The sequence below is a fragment of the Rhodococcus sp. 15-725-2-2b genome, assembly GCF_002259075.1.
GTDB lineage: Bacteria > Actinomycetota > Actinomycetes > Mycobacteriales > Mycobacteriaceae > Rhodococcoides.
Genome location: NZ_NPFL01000007.1, coordinates 94,617 through 111,525, shown reverse-complemented (window position 1 = coordinate 111,525; position 16,909 = coordinate 94,617). Strand labels below are relative to the sequence as shown.

The following is a 16,909-nucleotide window of genomic DNA, read 5'->3' as shown; positions in this document are numbered from 1 at the left end:
TAGGTCAGCTCACCCCGGCACGCACGTCCGGTGCCCCGAGACGGGCTGCATCAGCAGTGTCGTCATCGGGCTGTTGCTGCGAATCCCGTTCTGCCAGAACGCGAAGCCGATAGTGCTCGATCTCTTCGGCAACGTGCTGGTCGTCCCATCCCAGGATGGGTGCCACCAACCGGGCCACCTCGTCGGCCGCCGCTTCACCACGATCGGGAACCTCGATGGAGATGCGGGTACGACGCGTCAGAATATCTTCGAGGTGCCGCGCGCCTTCGTGACTCGCGGCATACACGGCCTCGGCCTTCAGGTACTCCGGCGCACTCTCGAGAGGCTCGCCGAGCTCGGGGTTGCCGTCGATCAAGTCCAACAACTCACCCATCAGAGTGCCGTACCGACCCAGCAGGTGCTCGACGCGTGAGACACGCATACCGGTGCGCTCGGCCGTCAGGGCACGGGAGTTGAACGCCCCGAGGTAGCCATCGGCACCGACGAGCGGAATGTCCTCGGTAACGCACTTCGGTACCGTCCGCTCGAGCCCGTGCACTGCGGAATCGACTGCGTCCTTGGCCATCACGCGATAGGTGGTGTACTTGCCACCCGCGATCACCGTCAATCCGCGCACCGGACTGGACACCGCGTGCTCACGCGAGAGTGTGCTGGTGGAATCGGATTCACCGAACAGCAACGGTCGCAATCCCGCGTACACACCGACGACGTCGGTGCGGTCCAACGGATCGGCGAGCAGCTTGTTCACGTGGCCCAGGATGTAGTCGATGTCGCTCTGGCTCGCGGCCGGGTGAGCCAGATCGAGCTTCCAGTCGGTATCGGTCGTACCGATGATCCAATGACTTCCCCACGGAATGACGAACAGCAGACTCTTCTCGGTTCGCGTGATGATGCCGGTGGCACTGTTGATGCGATTGCGCGGCACCACCAGGTGCACACCCTTGGACGCGCGAACCTGGAATTGTCCACGCCCACCGACCATCTGCTGCACCTCGTCGGTCCAGACACCGGCGGCATTGATGACCTGCTTGGCCCGTACCTCGAAGGAGCGGCCCGTTTCGAGGTCGCTCGCCACGACGCCGACGACCTTGTCGTCCTCCCGCAGGAAGCCCGTGACGCGAGTGCTGTTGGCGCACAACGCACCGTAGGCGGCCGCCGTACGGGCGAGCATCATCGTGTGCCGAGCATCGTCGACCTGACCCTCGTAGAACTTCACCGCACCGCGGATCGCCGAGCGCTTGCCGGACGGGAAGGACTCGAGAGTCTTCTTCTTGCCGAGGTGCTTGTGATGACTCGGCACGCCGCGTCCGGCACCCATGACGTCGTACACGCCGATGCCGAGCCCGACGTACGGGCGGTCGATCACCTTCTCCAGCGGATAGATGAACGGCACCGGACGAGCGAGATGCGGGCAGAGCTTGTTCAGTACCAGCGAACGCTCCTTGAGCGCCTCGAACACCAACGCGAAGTTGAACTGCTCGAGGTAGCGCAGACCGCCGTGGAAGAGCTTGCTCGAGCGGCTGGACGTGCCGGCCGCGTAGTCACGCGCTTCGAGCAGACCGACCTTCAGGCCGCGTGTGACGGCGTCGAGTGCGGTGCCCGCGCCGACGACGCCGCCGCCGATCACCAGGATGTCGAGCTCTTCGGCTTCCATCCTCGCCAGCGCGTCGGCGCGCGACTGCGGGCTCAAAGCCGTTGTGGTGGAACTCATTCTTCATCAACCCAATCGAGAGTACGTGTTACTGCCTTCTTCCAGCCGGCGTAGAGCTTCGCCCGCTGGTTCTCGTCCATGGACGGCGTCCATGTCTTGTCCTCGGCCCAGTTCTGACGGATGTCGTCCTCGCTCTCCCAGTACCCGACGGCGAGGCCGGCCGCGTATGCCGCTCCGAGAGCGGTGGTTTCGGCCACGACAGGCCGAACCACGTCGACGTTCAGGATGTCGGACTGGAACTGCATCAGCAGCTCGTTGACCACCATGCCGCCGTCGACCTTGAGTACCTCCAGATCGACGCCGGAGTCTGCGTTCATGGCCTCGATCACCTCACGCGTCTGATACGCGGTGGCCTCGAGGACGGCGCGGGCCAGGTGTCCCTTGTTGACGAATCGCGTCAGTCCCACGATGGCACCGCGGGCGTCCGACCGCCAGTGTGGGGCGAAGAGACCGGAGAACGCGGGGACGAAGTAGGCACCGCCGTTGTCGTCCACCGACCGTGCGTCGGTCTCGATGTCGGCGGCCGAGGAGATCATGCCCAGGTTGTCGCGCAGCCACTGCACCAGCGAACCCGTCACGGCGATGGAACCCTCGAGCGCGTACACCGTCGGCTGGTCGCCGATCTTGTAGCAGACCGTGGTCAGCAGGCCGTTCTTGCTCATGACCTTTTCGGTGCCGGTGTTGAGGAGCACGAAATTGCCTGTGCCATAGGTGTTCTTGGCCTCGCCGGGAGACAGGCAGGCCTGCCCGAAGGTGGCTGCCTGCTGGTCGCCCAGGATGCCGGAAATCGGTACCCCGCGGAACGGACCGCGCTCACGGCCGGTGCCGTACACCTCGGAGCTCGAGCGAATCTCGGGCAACATCGACATCGGGATGTCCATGTCCGCACAGATCTGCTCGTCCCACTGCAACGTGTCGAGATCCATGAGCAGGGTACGCGAGGCGTTGGTCGGATCGGTGTAGTGCAGCCCACCGTCGGTTCCGCCGGTCATGTTCCACAGCACCCACGTGTCCATGTTGCCGAAACACAGTTCTCCCGCTTCGGCTTTGGCGCGTGCTCCGTCGACGTTGTCGAGGATCCACTTGACCTTGGGTCCGGAGAAGTAGGTCGCCAGGGGCAGCCCGGTCTTCGCGGTGTACTTGTTGGCGTCGCCCCCACCCAGTGCGGTGGCGATCCGATCGGTACGGGTGTCCTGCCAGACGATGGCGTTGTAGATCGGCTTGCCCGTCGCGCGCTCCCACACCAGCGCCGTCTCACGCTGGTTGGTGATGCCGACTGCGGCGATGTCCTCGCGCGTCAGATCGGCAGCGGCCATGGCACCGGCCGCGACGGCGCGCACGTTGTCCCAGATCTCCGACGCGTCGTGCTCGACCCAGCCGGCCTGCGGGAAGATCTGCTTGTGTTCCTTCTGATCGACCGCGACGACGGTACCGGCGTGATCGAAGATCATGCAGCGTGAGGACGTGGTTCCCTGATCGATCGCGGCGACGTACTTTCCTGCGAACTCGGTCATGGCTTCTCTCCTGTGGTCTGGGTGTCTGCTGGGAGTCGTGATGGCGGCTCGGGCGTCGAACCTTCGTCTTTGCGCAGGTTCTTACCGATGAGCAGGTCGTACAACAACACTCCTATCGGTCCGCCTACGAGAGGTCCGACGATCGGGACCCAGAAGTACAGGCCGCCGTATTGATCTCGCCAGGCTCCACCGTATCCGGTGATGTACGACGCCAGGCGAGGTCCGAAATCTCGGGCCGGATTGATCGCGTATCCGGCGTTGGTGGCCCATGCGAAGCCGATGGCGACCACGATGAGGCCGACGATCAGTGGAGCCATGTTGGCCATCGGCGCGGTGCCGAGCGAATCGGTCACTGCCACAATGAGGAACAGCAGGATCGCGGTGCCGATGATCTGGTCGATCAGTGCCGAGGAGACGCTGACGGGCAACGTTCCGTTGCCGGGAAGCGTCGAGAAGATCGTCTGGGTGGCGGTGGTGTGCCCGGGGTCGACTGCATTGATCATGTCGTTGTAGTTCCAGCGCACCAGCAGCGCGGCCACGAAGGCACCTGCGGTCTGCGCGAGGATGTAGGGCGCAACCATCTTCCAGCTGAATCCGCGGAAGAGTGCGAACGTGATCGTGACCGCGGGGTTGAGGTGCGCGCCGGTGATTCGACCGGCGACGTAGATGCCGAACATCACCCCCAGGCCCCATGCCCAGGCGATCGAGTCGTGGTCTCCGAGACTTCCCGATTCACCGCCCGAGACCACCTGCGCGACGACGCCGGCGCCGAACAGAATGAGAATCATGGTTCCGGCGAACTCGGCAGCCATGTGCGCCGGCAGTCCCCATTCCGGTTCCTTACGAGCCATTGTGTAGCCTCCGCAAAGTTGGTGATGCACGCCACATTGCGTGCTGTTTGCCACGGTAGACGGCCTGCACTGCGTTGCACAGCTGATGCACATATGTGCAAATCGGTCGTACACTGCGACGGTGACGGACCCACGCATTGCGCCCGAATCGGATCTGCGGACCGGCCATGCCACCCAGGCAGCGCGCCTGTACTACTTCCAGGACATGACGATGGCGGCGATCGGCCGTGAGCTGGGCGTATCTCGCTCGACGGTCTCACGACTCATCACGTTCGCGCGGGCATCGGGACTGGTGGAAATCAAGATCTCCACCCCGCTCGGTCAAGCACCGCGAATCGAGCGTGCATTCGCCGATCTGTACGACATTCGTGCACATGTCGTCCCCGTGTCGGAAACCGTCGACGAATTGCAGCGCCTCGATCGCGTCGCCACCTTCGCGGGCCGATTGCTGACATCGTTCTTCGAATCCGACATGGTGATGGGCGTCGCCTGGGGAACCACCGTCAGCGCCGTCAGCCGCAAGCTCGCACCCAAACGAACCCACAACTCCACCGTCGTGCAGCTCAACGGCGCAGCGAACACCCGAACCACCGGAGTCTCCTACGCCACCGACATCGTCCGAACCTTTGCCGACGCCTACGGTGCTGTCGCGCAGGGATTTCCGGTGCCCGCCTTCTTCGACTACCCCGAAACCCGCCGACACCTGTGGCGCGAACGCAGCATCAAGCGAGTACTCGAACTACAGGATCGGATGAACCTCGCCGTGTTCAGCATCGGCGTCATGAGCGGTGCCGTTCCGAGTCACGTCTACAGCTCCGGCTACCTCGAGCGCGAGGATCGAGCCGAGCTCCAACGGGACGGTGTCGTGGGCGACATCGCCACCGTGTTCCTGCGCTCCGATGGCAGCCACGACCGAATTGCTTTGAACGACAGATCGAGTGGACCGAGCCTGGATCGGCTCAAGGTGGTTCCGCGCCGAGTCTGCATCGTCGCCGGAGCGTCCAAACTCGATGCCCTCACCGCAGCGCTGCGCGGCGGATTGATCACCGACCTCGTCATCGACGACATCAGCGCGGCCCAGTTGATCCTTCGCTCACGCGGCTGACCTACGTGAGCGGAACTTCGTAGCAGGGGTCGAAGTTTCGTGCACATGGGTGCCCTCTTGCGCTCATCCGATTCTCGTGTCACTCTTTTCTTCATGACAACCGGAAAGGCGGACACCGCCTCCCTCACGTGAGCGCCGTGCCGATGCCGTCGACATTTCCCCGTCGCGGCACATTCAGTGACAATCCCGATGACTACGCCGAGAGCATCAGTGCGGTCTGCGCGCAGCGCGATCGATGGCTCCGCTACGGCCTGAAGGCCGGCCCCTCCGATAGAACCGCGGCGGAATCAGCCGTGGCACACTTGTATCGAAGAGCCGGTTTCGACGCGCCCGAGTTCGTGTGGGTACCGTCCCCCGCTGCCGCCGCGTCCTTCGTCACGGCAGAGCAACTGGTGAACGAAATCCCCACGACCGCAGCAAAAGCCGAGAAGGCACCTGCACGCATCGCATCGTTGCTGTCGAATTCCCGTCGACGAATGGACGAGCGAATCGACAAGCGAAGAATCGAATGGCCGCGGTGGTACTTCCACCAGAATCCGAACATGCCGAGCGATCGAGAAGCGCGGATGACCGTTGCAACACGTTCACCGGAGGACGCGGCCCGAGCCGGCATCAGTCCCGATCCCATCATTCGCCGGACAGTGTGGGATTCGTTGCGCACCAGTCTGTTCGACGGTGTCGCTTCTGCGACGAGAAGCCTCGCTCAGCACTCGTTCGGCAGTATCACCTGGTACGGCCAGCAGGAAGCGCATCGCGTCGCCTACTACGACATCTATCGCACCTTTCACCTCGCCGCGTTCGAGCGCGAGGACAACGAGCTTCTCGACATTCAATCGGCCCTCGTCGAATCGACGGGATGGTGGTGGGCGTTCGACGACGTCGCAGTGATGTCCGAACGCCCCACAGCAGTGCACACCGAGCCGGTTCCCAATCCGGTGCACGGTGAAGTGCGCCTGCACAATTCGTCTTCTCCAGCAGTCGAGTTCGGTGACGGCAGCGGTGTCCATGTCCTGAACGGGACCGTGGTTCCCAAGTGGGTGATCCACGATCCGACGGTCGAGCGCATCACCGTCGAACGCAACGTCGAGATCCGACGGAGCGCCATCGAACGAATCGGTTGGGACAACTATCTCGACCGAGCCGGTTTGCGACTGGTCGACACCGACGCCGATCCGGGCAATCCCGGTTGCGCCCTGCAACTGTTCGCCACCCCGGCGGGCTGGGGCAGCGAGGGGCGAATCCTTCTCGCCGTCAACGGCTCTCGTGAACGCGACGGCGAGCGCCGACGCTACGGACTTCGCGTCCCCGGCGCGTTCTCGTCCGCGGTCGACGCCGCGGGCTGGACCTACGGCCTGGCCGGAGCCGACTACGGCCGGCTACTCCGCAGAACCTGACACCTCACCGCGACACCACATGCCGGCTACACACACCCCGACGACACCCAAGGTGACTCACATGAACTCGAACATCACACTGTCCGCACTGACCGACCTCACCGGCCTCGACGTATTCGACTATCTCGACAAGGAGATCTCCGTGCCCGTCATCGACGGCCTGCAAGCTCAAGGCGATCTGATCGTCGTTCCGTACGTACTGCTCGACGGCATAGTCGTCCCCACCGGCCAGACGCGACGCGAGAAGGTGCCGTTGACGGGAATCGAACTACTGCGCAGCGCCGCAGGCGGTAACCCCCACAGCCTGGTGGCCGACGGTGGCGTCTGCTCGTGGGCCAGTCCCGTGCACGACGTCCGAGGTCTGGCCCTGGGCATCCTGACCAACTCGCAGACGGCATACCTCATTCATCCCGAACACGGAGCCACCGGAATCGCGCCGGGGACATACGTCATCGGCCGGCAGCGAGAACGCGGACAGGGCGGCTGGTTCCATTCGACCCACTTGGTTGCCGACTGAGGATAGTGGTGCCCATCACATTTCTGCCGAAGTGCTAGGTCCATCTCACAAACCGATCTTCGGTAGTAAGTGTGACGTTGTGTACCACTAAGGTTCGCGACATGGCTGCTGTTGTCGTCTCCACGGTCGCATGACCGGCTCCCCCTCGCCGGTCCAGAACCGACTCCTCGGAATCGCCCTTGTCCTGCTCATCGTCATGTTCGTCGGGTGGAGCGTCACCTCGTACAACAAGACGTTCGAGGACGTGGTGACGGTGTCGCTCGAGACCGACAGCGTCGGCAACGCGCTTCCCCGCAATGCGGATGTGAAGGTTCGCGGCATGATCGTCGGCGAAGTCCGCTCGGCGACGACGGCCGATGGCGTCGTCACCTCGGAGTTGGCCATCGAGCCGGACATGGCCGAGATGATTCCGTCGAACGCCACTGCGCGACTGCTGCCGAAGACGTTGTTCGGGGAGCGGTACGTCGCACTGGTCCTGCCCGAGGGTAAGCCGGCGTCCGCGATCACCGAGGGCACCGTGCTGAAGCAGGATCGCAGCGGTAACGCCATCGAGGTCGGGCAGGTACTCGACGGCCTGTTGCCGCTGCTCCAGGCGGTGCCGCCGGAGGACCTGTCGAACACCCTCGGTGCGTTGGCTCAGGGACTGAGCGGGCGTGGTGAGCAGCTCGGTCTCACGATCGACAGACTCGAGAACATTTTTGCCGGCCTCAACACGGAGTTGCCCGCAATCCAGGAAGACCTGCGCGGGCTCGCCGATTTCTCGCAGACCTACGCCGATGCCGCTCCCGAGCTGATCAACGCACTGGACAACCTACGGACCACCGGCAATACCGTCGTCGAGAAGCGCCCGGCCCTCGAATCGCTGTACGCCTCGGTGACCTCGGCCTCGTCCACCACCGCCGATTTCCTCGACGCCAACTCCGCGAACGTCATCGGATTGGCCGCGAACTCGCGAGAGGCCCTCGAAGTCCTCGCCGAATTCTCGCCCGCGCTCGGTTGCACCGTCGCCCAGTTCGCCGAGGGGGCCAGGCGTGGACGGATCGTCACCGGAGTCGGCGACGAGTACCCCGGCATCAACGTCTCGATGCCGTTCGTCAACCCGAAGGGTCGGTACCTACCGAACCAGGACGAGCCGAGATTGTTCGAGCAGAACCGCGGCCCGACCTGCCCTACTCCCATCGAGCGCTCGACCGGCGAGTACTTCCCGCAGTATCCGGGCGGCTCCGCGAACGACGGCTCGTACCAGGTGCCGACTCGAAACCCCGGTGACCAGGACATTCCGACGCTGCCTGCACCGCAGCTCTCCCCCGTGCCCGCCTCGTATGCGAATTCGGTCACCGAGCAGCAGACCCTGGCCGTCGTCTACGGCGGGGCCACCGGAATCGACCCCGCCGCGGTGCCGTCCTGGACCACGACGGTCGGCGCTCCCGCGCTCAGAGGAACGCAGGTCACGTTCGAGTAGGACCAACTGATTGAATGGTCCGCATGCCCCGTCGACGAGCGCGGCGGGTAACGATTCAGGAGTGCAGATGTCAGCCGATACGAACACCGCCGGATTCTCCATCCAGTCCAGCAACGACGGCCGCGCGGCCGTCATCGCTGTCGCCGGTGAACTCGACGTCACCACGGCCCCCGCGTTGTCGAACGCGATCGACGCCCAGATTTCCACCACGCCTGCCGCGTTGATCATCGATCTGAGCAAGGTCTCGTTCTTGGCCTCGGCTGCCATGACGGTGCTGGCATCGACGCAGAAGAACCACGGGGACAGCGTCGCCTTCTCGGTCGTCGCCGATGGGCCGACCACCAGCCGCCCGATCAAACTGATGGGTCTCGATCAGGAATTCGCGCTGCACGCAGATCTGGCGTCAGCCCTCGCCGCTCTCGACTGACGACACCCCCAGCGCCATCACTGCTGCATCGTCGGCCAATCCGTCGCCGAAGCTGTTCAGTAGGACTCGCAGATCCTCGACGATGATCGCTGCCGTCGCCGGGGCGTGGGCTGTCGCGAACTCGAGCAGCGCGCCCTCGTCGTCGTATCGACCCGTGCCCACCCGGGCCTCGGTCAAGCCGTCGGTGTAGAGCATCAGGGTGTCGCCTGCGCTCAACGTCACGGTGGCAGGCACGAAGCGGGCGGCACGCAGAATTCCGACGAGTTGCCCACCCGTCATGTGTACGTAGTGCGCGCTGCCGTCGGCCCGCATCACCAGCGGAGGTGGGTGACCGCCGCTGGCCATCGACACCTCGAATCCTCCGTCCGAGCGACTGAGCACCCCGAACACCGCGGTGCAGAACTGCGCATCGTTCTCGCGGAACTCCTGCCGCAGAACCGAGTCCAGGTTGTGCAGAACAGCGACCGGATCGTGGTCGTACACCGCGGCCGCGCGCAGGGTGTACCGCGTCAACGACGTCACGGCTGCGGCCGACGCACCCTTGCCGCACACGTCGCCGAGGAAGAATCCCCACCGGTCGTCCGACAGCGGGAACAGATCGTAGAAGTCTCCGCCCACCTCGTCGCTCGATGCCGCGTGATAGTGCGCGGCAGCGGTCATTCCCGACGGCGGCAGCAGGGCAGGCGGCAGCAACGACCGCTGCAGGGTCTTCGCCAGCAGCTCCGCTCGAGTTCGGGACTCGAGCAACTCGCGTTCGTAGGTGCGACGGTCCCTGGCGTCGAGCGCGGTGATGCGAATCAGTACCGGCGCACCCGTCTCGTCGGTCTTGACGTTCGCGGTCATGAACACGGGCAGCCGTCGCCGATCGGACGTCACGAAATCGATCGCGATGCCGTCGAGCTGGCCGTACATCCGCAGAATCGGACCGAAATGGGTCTCGTAGTGAATCCGGCCACCAGCGGTGAGGAGTTGGGTGAAGTCGGTACCGATCAAGGCGTCGACCTCGAATCCCAGCCAGTTCGCCAGCGTCGAGTTCAGTCTCACGATCCGCATGTCCGGCAGCACCGAGAGGTAGCCGCACGGCGCGTTCTCGTACAGGTCCTCGATGTCGAGTTCGTGGATCACGACGATCTCACGAAGGTCGCAATCGCCTCGGCGGTCTGTTCGGGCTGGGTGACGTGCGGGCAGTGCCCACTGGCGTCGAGGGTCTGCAGGGTGCTGCCTGCGATGTGTTCGTGGACGTATCTGCCGACCTGAGGCGGTGACAGCGAATCCCGAGCACAGTCGACGATCATCGTGGGCAGGGCGACCCCGGCCAGATCGGCGCGATTGTCGGACAGGAAGGTGGTACGGGCGAACACCCGTGCGCACTCGGGATCGGTTCGGCAGAAGCTCGCGGTCCACATGTTCTCGAGATCCGGCCGATCCGGTGCGTTCACCACGATCGTTGCCATCGACGCGGACCACCCGAGATAGTTGCTGTCCAACGACTCGAGCAACTCGTCGATGTCCTCGCGGCTGAAGCCACCCCGGTAGTCACCGTCGTCGATGTATCGGGGGGACGGCGTCAGGAGAAAGAGTTTGGAGAATCGCTCGGGAGCCGCCTGGACCGCGAGAACACCCATCATCGACGCCACCGAATGCCCCACGAACGTCACATCGTGCAGATCGAATTCCTCGGCGATGTCGACGATGTCGCGGGCGTAGGCCTCCAGCGGCGCGTACTTGTCGGCATCCCACGCCGCGGGGTCCGAGGCTCCCGACCCGACGTGATCGAAGAGCACGACCGAGAAGTTCGGAGCCAGGATATCGGTCACCGAACGCCACAGCGTCTGGTCGCAACCGAAACCGTGAGCCAGCATCACCACGGGCCCGTCGGCAGCCCCCACGACCCTGACGTTGTTCCTGATGCGCGCACTCACCCGCACAGTCTGCCATCTGCTTCCGACACCGGGGAGTGAGACTGCTCCGACGGGGTATGGCCTGTTTCTACAGAAACGAGAAAGTCATGCGAGTGCTGGTCACCGGCGCAACCGGATACATCGGGTCTCGGCTGATCCCGGTCCTGCTCGAACAGGGTCACGACGTGCACGCTGCGATGCGCGATCCGAGCAAGAAATCGCGCTTCGCCTGGGGCGCTCACGTCACCGCCGTGCACTTCGACCTCGACGAGCACGAGACCTTCGACACCGCGACCGAGAATGTCGACGCGGTCGTGTACCTCGTGCATTCGATGGACGAGGGCGACTTCGTCGAGAAGGATCGGCATGCCGCGCAGGCCATGGCCGCCGCGGCCGAACGCAACGGTGTGCGCCGGATCGTCTACCTCTCCGGACTCATTCCCGACGACGGCACGCCGCTCTCGGATCACCTGCGCTCTCGCCTGCAGGTAGAGGAGACGTTCCTCGACAGTTCCGTCGATGCCACCGCGCTGCGGGCGGCCATCATTCTCGGTTCCGGATCGACGTCGTTCGAGTTGGTGCGACGGATGACCGAGCGCCTGCCGCTCACGCCCATCCCGACGTGGATGCGCAGGCAGGTCCAGCCCATCGCCGTCGTCGACGTGGTCGCCATCATCGCCCGCGCTCTCGGCGACACCGCACGCCCGGGAACGTTCGACATCGGCGGAACCGAGACGATGAGCTACCCCGAACTACTGCAGGCGTACGGCAACGTCGCCGGTCTGCGTCGCATACAGATTCCGGTACCGCTGTTGCCGACCGGTCTGGTGGGGCGTGCCGTCGCCAAGATCACCGCCATGCCTGCCGGCACGGTGATCTCGTTGGTCGACAGCCTCACCCACGACATGGTGGTGCGCCGCGGGAACGCAGCAACAGAGGTGTTCGCCGAGCCCGATACGTCGCTGATGAGCGTCCGAGAGGCCCTCGAGCGTTCGATCACCGTCACCGCCGAGGAGGGCACCGATGCCCACGCCGATCCCCAGGCTGCCGCCGACACCGATCCCGAGTGGGCAGGCGGAGTCGTCGATATCGTCGACGGCCATGTGCGGCAACGCCCGTCGGGCATCGTCGGAAAGGCTCTGCTCGGAGTGACCCGCTAACCGATATCGGCGTAGCGGTGGGCCCACGGCACGGCTCGCTCCAACTGACCGGCCAGTTGGACGAGCAATGCCTCGCCGCCGAGGGGCGCGGTGAAGTGCGCGCCCATCGGAAGACCCTCGGGGGTCCAGTGCACGGGAACCGACAGCGCCGGACGCCCGGTGACGTTTCCCAGCTGCGTGTAGGGAATCCATGAGATGTTGTCGTCGATCATCTGATCCACGATGCCGGTGTAGCGCAGGATTCCTGCAGTTCGGCTGCGCAGCAACAACTCCGATGCCAGCTCCAACGGCTTCGCGAGATCGAAGGCACCGATCTTCGGGGGGAGCTCCGCGAGAGTGGGCGTGAGCAACAGGTCGTAGGTCTCGAAGAAGGTGGCCAGCGCACGCACGTGCAGATGGCGACCTTCCACTGCTTCGAGGTAGTCGACACCACTGGCGGATCTGCCCAGCGCCGCCATGATGCGGGTGTCACGCTCGAATCTGTCGTCGCCGCAACCGGTTCTGCGTTTCACCTCGTCCATCTCCCACGCCAGGTAGGTGAACCAGGCCAGCAGGAATTCGCGGTTGAGATTCGCGTCGTCGTACGGTGGCGCGTCGAGAAGTTCGACGGTGTGGCCGAGATCGGTGAGTGCCTTCGCAGCCGACTCCATCGCGGCGACGGCCTGCGGGTGGGGCGACGGATTGACCGATGTCACAGCGTACATTCCGATGCGTAAAGGCTTGGGGTCCTTGCCCACTCGGGACAGGAACGTTCCGTCCGGACGCGCGGGCAGATAGCCGGACGTCGCCTCACCGCCCGCCAGCACGTCGAGCATCGCGGCGGTATCGCGCACCGACCGCGACACGACACCCTGCACTGCTGCCCCGTGCATGGGTTCGCCGAACGTGGGGCCCGACGGCACCAGTCCGCGTCCCGGCTTGAGTCCGACCAGACCGCAGCACGACGCCGGAATCCGGATGGAACCGCCGCCGTCGTTGGCTCCCGCCACCGGGACGATGCCGGACGCCACCGCAGCGGCCGATCCACCCGACGATCCACCGGGAGTTCTGCTGCGATCCCATGGATTTCGAGTCGCGCCGTGCACCGCCGGTTCGGTGATTCCCTTCGCCCCGAATTCCGGAGTGTTGGTCTTACCGAAGATCACCAGGCCCGCATCGAGCCAGCGCTGCACCACCGTGGAATGCTCGGGCATCGGCAGGTTCGTCAACGCACGCGATCCACTCGATGTGGGCAGGCCCGCGTAGTCCTGCGAGAGATCCTTGATCAGGAACGGCACGCCGGCGAAGGGGCCCTGCAACGGTCGCGTCAGCTGGTCGTCGGCTTGCTCCCGCATCACCCGAATCACGGAATTGATCCGCGGATCGATCGATTCGACCTGCGCCAGTGCGCAATCGAGCAGTTCGCGCGGTGTCACATCTCCTGCGGCCACGAGACCGGCCAGACCGAGGCCGTCGTACTGGCGATACTCGTCGATGCGCATACCGGCCACAGTATCCGAGGCCATGTCGGCCTCGGAGCGGAATCAATGCCGCGAGTTCGACCCAGCGAGGGGCCGCAATGCCCCCATCACGATCAACGAACACGCCAGGAGCGCAGCGACCACGAGCAACGCTCGAAGTACGTCACCGTGCCCGCCGAGGAAGCCGATGAGGGGCGGACCTCCGAGAAAGGCGAAGTATCCGATGGAGGCGACCACACTGACGCGAGCGGCGGCAGCTGCCGGCTCGTCGGCCGCCGCACTCATGGCAACCGGGAAGCCGAGGGAGACGCCCGATCCCCACAGAAACGCGCCCAGAAAAGCAAGCGGCACAATCGGACTGAGCACGAACAACAGCACGCCGACCACCGAGACGCCCGCGAGACCTCGCAGTACGACGACGCGACCGTACCTATCCAGCAGACCGTTGCCGAACCACCGCACCGCGGTCATGGCGACCAGGAACGTGGTGAACGCCAGGGTCCCGGCGACGGCCGATGCGTCGTATCCGTCGATCAATGCGATGTTGAGCCAATCGTTTCCGCTGCCCTCGGCAAACGCGAACGACAAGGCCACGACACCGATCAACAGGGTGCGCGGCTCCTTCCACCGAGCGAGGGCATGTGGCCGCAAGGTGTCGGGGGCGGGCTGTTCGGGTTCGGCGTCGGACTCGTTCAGAAAGTTACGGACTCCCCACGGGATGGCTCCGACGATCGCGGCTGCGACCGCCAGCAGATGCACCGTCACCGAGACGTTCAGCACCACCATCAGTGTTCCGATCAGGGCTCCCACCACGGTGCCCGCGCTGAAACCCGCGTGAAAGCGCGGCATGATCGATCGCCCGAGCCGTCGTTCGGCCACTGCGCCATGGACGTTCATGGCAACATCCCAGGCGCCGTTGGCGAATCCGAGCACGAACAGCCCGAGAAGCAACGGCACCACACCGACGAGATAGCCGGTGGAGATGATGGTCAGACCGGCCGCGAGGACGACAGACATCACAGTCACCGTGAGCCGAGACCCGAAGCGGTTGATGATGATGCCGGACAGCGGCAGGGCGAGCAACGACCCGACGGCGATGGCCAGCAGCACGATGCCGAGTTGGGACGACGTGAGCTCGAGCCGGTCCCTCACCTGCGGAATGCGCGATGCCCAACTGGCGAAGGCGAAGCCGGCTCCGATGAACGCGATGTAGGTGGCCCGTACCGCGGTGGTCGTGCGCACCGAGGTCGCGTCGATATCAGACACTGTGAATTACCCTGTTTCTCTCGCTGTTCCGCAAGGGTAACGAACGAGGGGCCGGCCGCAGCGATCGCCGCCGAACTCGAAGTTATGGATGGATTCCGGCCGAATTCTGTCCATAACTTCGAGTTCGACAGTCCACCCGCTCAGAATCCGATAGGCAGTCCCGCATAGTTCTCCGCCAGTCCCGTTGCTCCTGCCTCGCTGGAGGCCACCCAACGCAACTGGGAGAGCTGCAACTGCGCGTCGAACGGGTCGTCGCCGGTGTGCAGCATCGTCGTCATCCACCACGAGAAGTGCGTGCAGCGCCAGACGCGTCGGAGTGCGTCGTCACTGTAAGCATCGGCGGCACGGGAGTCGTTCTTGCCCAGCAACGATGTCAGCGCCGGGGCCAACAGGGCCACGTCGGCAACCGCGAGGTTGAGGCCCTTCGCTCCGGTCGGCGGCACGATGTGCGCGGCGTCGCCGGCCAGAAAGAGTCTGCCGTGTCGCATCGGCGTCTGCACGTAGCTGCGCATCGGCAGCACGCTCTTCTCGGTGATCGGTCCCGGTGTCAGCTCCCAGCCGTCCTGACCATGACCGAGCCTGCGTGCCAACGCATCCCAGATACGCTCGTCGGACCAGGTGGCGATGTCGGTGCCGTTCGGAACCTGCAGATACAGCCGGCTGACCGTCGACGATCGCATCGAGTGCATCGCGAATCCATCCTGATGCCAGGCGTAGATCAGCTCGTCCGTCGACGGTGCGACGTCGGCGAGCACCCCGAGCCAGGAGTAGGGGTACGTTCGCTCCCAGGTGTTACGCACCGAATCCGGCATCGCCGCGCGGCTCGGACCGAAGGAACCGTCGCATCCGGCGATGACGTCGGCGTCGATCCGCATCGATGTTCCCGACGCGTCGGTGAACGTGACGAACGGGGCGTCGGACTCCACGTCGTGCAACGCGGTGTCGGAGACGTCGTAGTAGATCTGTTGGCCCGCTTTCTCTCGGGCCGCAACGAGATCCTTCGTCACCTCGGTCTGCCCGTACACCCACACGCTTCGGTCCACCAGATCGCGAAAGTCGATGTGGTGTCGCTCTTCCGGCCACTGCAGATAGATTCCGCGGTGCTCGTGGCCTTCGCGATGCAACCGCTCGCCCAAGCCGTGGTCGTCGAGCAGCCGAACCGTCGAATGTTCGAGGATGCCTGCGCGGATTCGCGAGAGCACGTACTGCTGCGTGCGCGACTCGATCAGAACGGAGTCGATTCCCTGCTCCCCGAGCAGGTGGGACAGCAGCAGACCCGCGGGCCCTGCACCGATGATGGCGACCTGTGTACGCATGCATCGAGTACATCGCGCATACGACCTCCGGACAAGAGGTAGTTTCCACTCAGTGAAAGCCCGCGTTCACCCCCGTAGGGTTCGCTCGATTCCTCGGGCCGCAACCTGCAGAGCTGCAACCAGTCTGGCGCGATCTCGACCGATGCTCGGAACCACGATTCCCAGTGCCGCCACCACCGTCTCGCTCTCGCCGCGGACGGGTACGGCCACCGAACACGCTCCCAGTGTCATCTCCTCGACCGTCTGCGCATACCCCTCGCGATACACTCGGCGTAGTTCACTGTCCAACTTTCCCGGGTGAGTCACCGTGTACGGGGTGATGCGGGCCAAGTTCCCGAGCACTCGGTCGTGCACCTCGCGCGGAGCGTAGGCCAGCAACACCTTTCCGACTCCGGTCGCGTACAACGGCAGACGGGCTCCGACCCGGCTGATCGCGGGCACCGACGCGTGTCCGGCCAACCTGTCGAGGTAGAGCACCTCGTCGCCGTCACGAATGGCCAGATGCACCGTGGCGAGGGTGGCTCCGTAGAGATCGTGCAGGAAAGGCGACGCGATCTCGCGCAGGTCGGATTGATCCGGGGCCAACATACCCAGCTTCCACAGCCGACGTCCGACCACGAACTTGCCGTCGTCGCCGCGAACGAGTGCTCCCCAGCCGAGAAGCTCGTGCACCAAGCGGTGAGCCGTGGCGATGGGAAGACCTGCGCCGTCTGCCAATTCGGTCAATGTCAACGCAGGCTTCTGCTCGTCGAACACGCCGAGCAACGCCAGCAGTCGAGACGCCACCGAGACCCCCGGATCCCGCGCATTGCCTGCCACCTGCAC

At 64.6% G+C, this 16,909-nt stretch carries 15 protein-coding genes; 6 read left to right on the top strand and 9 right to left on the bottom strand.

All coding sequences use genetic code 11. The annotated features are described in order from the left end of the window. Nucleotides 1-4: 4 nt before the first annotated feature. From CH306_RS10335 to CH306_RS10325, 3 genes are read right to left on the bottom strand one after another with little or no spacing between them, the layout of a single operon-like run. Entirely contained in the window at nucleotides 5-1,711 is a 1,707-nt protein-coding gene (locus tag CH306_RS10335) for a glycerol-3-phosphate dehydrogenase/oxidase (protein ID WP_032395443.1), read from the bottom strand. Continuing rightward, nucleotides 1,708-3,225, bottom strand: a complete 1,518-nt coding sequence (gene glpK / locus CH306_RS10330) for a glycerol kinase GlpK (RefSeq protein ID WP_045198146.1) — start codon at nucleotides 3,223-3,225, stop codon at nucleotides 1,708-1,710. The genes CH306_RS10335 and glpK overlap by 4 nt, the downstream gene beginning before the upstream one ends. Next, nucleotides 3,222-4,076: an MIP/aquaporin family protein gene (locus CH306_RS10325; RefSeq protein ID WP_094646524.1), complete on the bottom strand. Its 855-nt coding sequence runs from the start codon at nucleotides 4,074-4,076 to the stop codon at nucleotides 3,222-3,224. The genes glpK and CH306_RS10325 overlap by 4 nt, the downstream gene beginning before the upstream one ends. Before the next feature lie 121 nt (nucleotides 4,077-4,197). Here CH306_RS10325 and CH306_RS10320 point away from each other — a divergent pair, with 121 nt between their 5' ends. The 5 genes from CH306_RS10320 (at nucleotide 4,198) to CH306_RS10300 (ending at nucleotide 8,981) form a co-directional block, all read left to right on the top strand. Next, a complete protein-coding gene (locus CH306_RS10320; protein WP_094631965.1) occupies nucleotides 4,198-5,181 on the top strand; it encodes a sugar-binding transcriptional regulator in 984 nt (327 codons plus the stop codon). A 128-nt stretch (nucleotides 5,182-5,309) separates the two neighbouring features. Next, on the top strand, nucleotides 5,310-6,575 hold the full coding sequence (locus CH306_RS10315; protein ID WP_256981123.1) for a DUF6745 domain-containing protein: 1,266 nt from the start codon (nucleotides 5,310-5,312) through the stop codon (nucleotides 6,573-6,575). 61 nt (nucleotides 6,576-6,636) lie between these two features. Beyond that, nucleotides 6,637-7,092: a hypothetical protein gene (locus CH306_RS10310; RefSeq protein ID WP_094646523.1), complete on the top strand. Its 456-nt coding sequence runs from the start codon at nucleotides 6,637-6,639 to the stop codon at nucleotides 7,090-7,092. A 130-nt stretch (nucleotides 7,093-7,222) separates the two neighbouring features. After that, nucleotides 7,223-8,554 (top strand): MCE family protein, encoded by a 1,332-nt coding sequence (locus CH306_RS10305; RefSeq protein ID WP_045198138.1) that lies wholly within the window; start codon nucleotides 7,223-7,225, stop codon nucleotides 8,552-8,554. Between the two features lie 67 nt (nucleotides 8,555-8,621). Continuing rightward, nucleotides 8,622-8,981: an STAS domain-containing protein gene (locus CH306_RS10300; protein ID WP_032395449.1), complete on the top strand. Its 360-nt coding sequence runs from the start codon at nucleotides 8,622-8,624 to the stop codon at nucleotides 8,979-8,981. On the opposite strand, the gene CH306_RS10295 is transcribed toward CH306_RS10300, so the two are convergent. Continuing rightward, complete coding sequence (locus CH306_RS10295) at nucleotides 8,958-10,106, bottom strand: PP2C family protein-serine/threonine phosphatase (RefSeq protein WP_094631960.1); 1,149 nt, start codon at nucleotides 10,104-10,106, stop codon at nucleotides 8,958-8,960. The two genes, CH306_RS10300 and CH306_RS10295, sit on opposite strands and share 24 nt — an antisense overlap. Then, nucleotides 10,103-10,903 (bottom strand): alpha/beta fold hydrolase, encoded by an 801-nt coding sequence (locus tag CH306_RS10290; protein WP_094646522.1) that lies wholly within the window; start codon nucleotides 10,901-10,903, stop codon nucleotides 10,103-10,105. Before CH306_RS10290 ends, CH306_RS10295 begins: the two co-directional genes overlap by 4 nt. A gap of 86 nt (nucleotides 10,904-10,989) precedes the next feature. Between CH306_RS10290 and CH306_RS10285 the strand changes: the two genes are divergently transcribed. Next, complete coding sequence (locus CH306_RS10285; RefSeq protein WP_179273019.1) at nucleotides 10,990-12,042, top strand: NAD(P)H-binding protein; 1,053 nt, start codon at nucleotides 10,990-10,992, stop codon at nucleotides 12,040-12,042. Here the strand turns inward: CH306_RS10285 and CH306_RS10280 are convergent. From CH306_RS10280 to CH306_RS10265, 4 genes are all read right to left on the bottom strand, one after another. Then, nucleotides 12,039-13,523, bottom strand: coding sequence for an amidase (locus tag CH306_RS10280; protein ID WP_094646594.1), 1,485 nt, complete (start codon nucleotides 13,521-13,523; stop codon nucleotides 12,039-12,041). The genes CH306_RS10285 and CH306_RS10280 overlap by 4 nt on opposite strands. Nucleotides 13,524-13,565: 42 nt before the next feature. After that, nucleotides 13,566-14,768, bottom strand: coding sequence for an MFS transporter (locus tag CH306_RS10275; protein ID WP_094646520.1), 1,203 nt, complete (start codon nucleotides 14,766-14,768; stop codon nucleotides 13,566-13,568). A 140-nt stretch (nucleotides 14,769-14,908) separates the two neighbouring features. Next, nucleotides 14,909-16,084 carry a 4-hydroxybenzoate 3-monooxygenase gene (locus CH306_RS10270; protein WP_094646519.1) on the bottom strand — a complete coding sequence of 392 codons (1,176 nt, stop codon included), beginning with the start codon at nucleotides 16,082-16,084 and terminating at the stop codon, nucleotides 14,909-14,911. 66 nt (nucleotides 16,085-16,150) lie between these two features. Further along, a complete protein-coding gene (locus tag CH306_RS10265) occupies nucleotides 16,151-16,903 on the bottom strand; it encodes an IclR family transcriptional regulator (RefSeq protein WP_094646593.1) in 753 nt (250 codons plus the stop codon). Nucleotides 16,904-16,909 lie beyond the last annotated feature (6 nt).

Coding starts and splice junctions, on each gene's coding strand:
- CH306_RS10300 (WP_032395449.1), top strand. CDS start 8,622: ATGTCAGCCGATACGAACACCGCCGGATTCTCCATCCAGTCCAGCAAC.
- CH306_RS10310 (WP_094646523.1), top strand. CDS start 6,637: ATGAACTCGAACATCACACTGTCCGCACTGACCGACCTCACCGGCCTC.
- CH306_RS10335 (WP_032395443.1), bottom strand. CDS start 1,711: ATGAGTTCCACCACAACGGCTTTGAGCCCGCAGTCGCGCGCCGACGCG.
- CH306_RS10325 (WP_094646524.1), bottom strand. CDS start 4,076: ATGGCTCGTAAGGAACCGGAATGGGGACTGCCGGCGCACATGGCTGCC.
- CH306_RS10285 (WP_179273019.1), top strand. CDS start 10,990: ATGCGAGTGCTGGTCACCGGCGCAACCGGATACATCGGGTCTCGGCTG.
- CH306_RS10270 (WP_094646519.1), bottom strand. CDS start 16,084: ATGCGTACACAGGTCGCCATCATCGGTGCAGGGCCCGCGGGTCTGCTG.
- CH306_RS10305 (WP_045198138.1), top strand. CDS start 7,223: ATGACCGGCTCCCCCTCGCCGGTCCAGAACCGACTCCTCGGAATCGCC.
- glpK (WP_045198146.1), bottom strand. CDS start 3,225: ATGACCGAGTTCGCAGGAAAGTACGTCGCCGCGATCGATCAGGGAACC.
- CH306_RS10280 (WP_094646594.1), bottom strand. CDS start 13,523: ATGCGCATCGACGAGTATCGCCAGTACGACGGCCTCGGTCTGGCCGGT.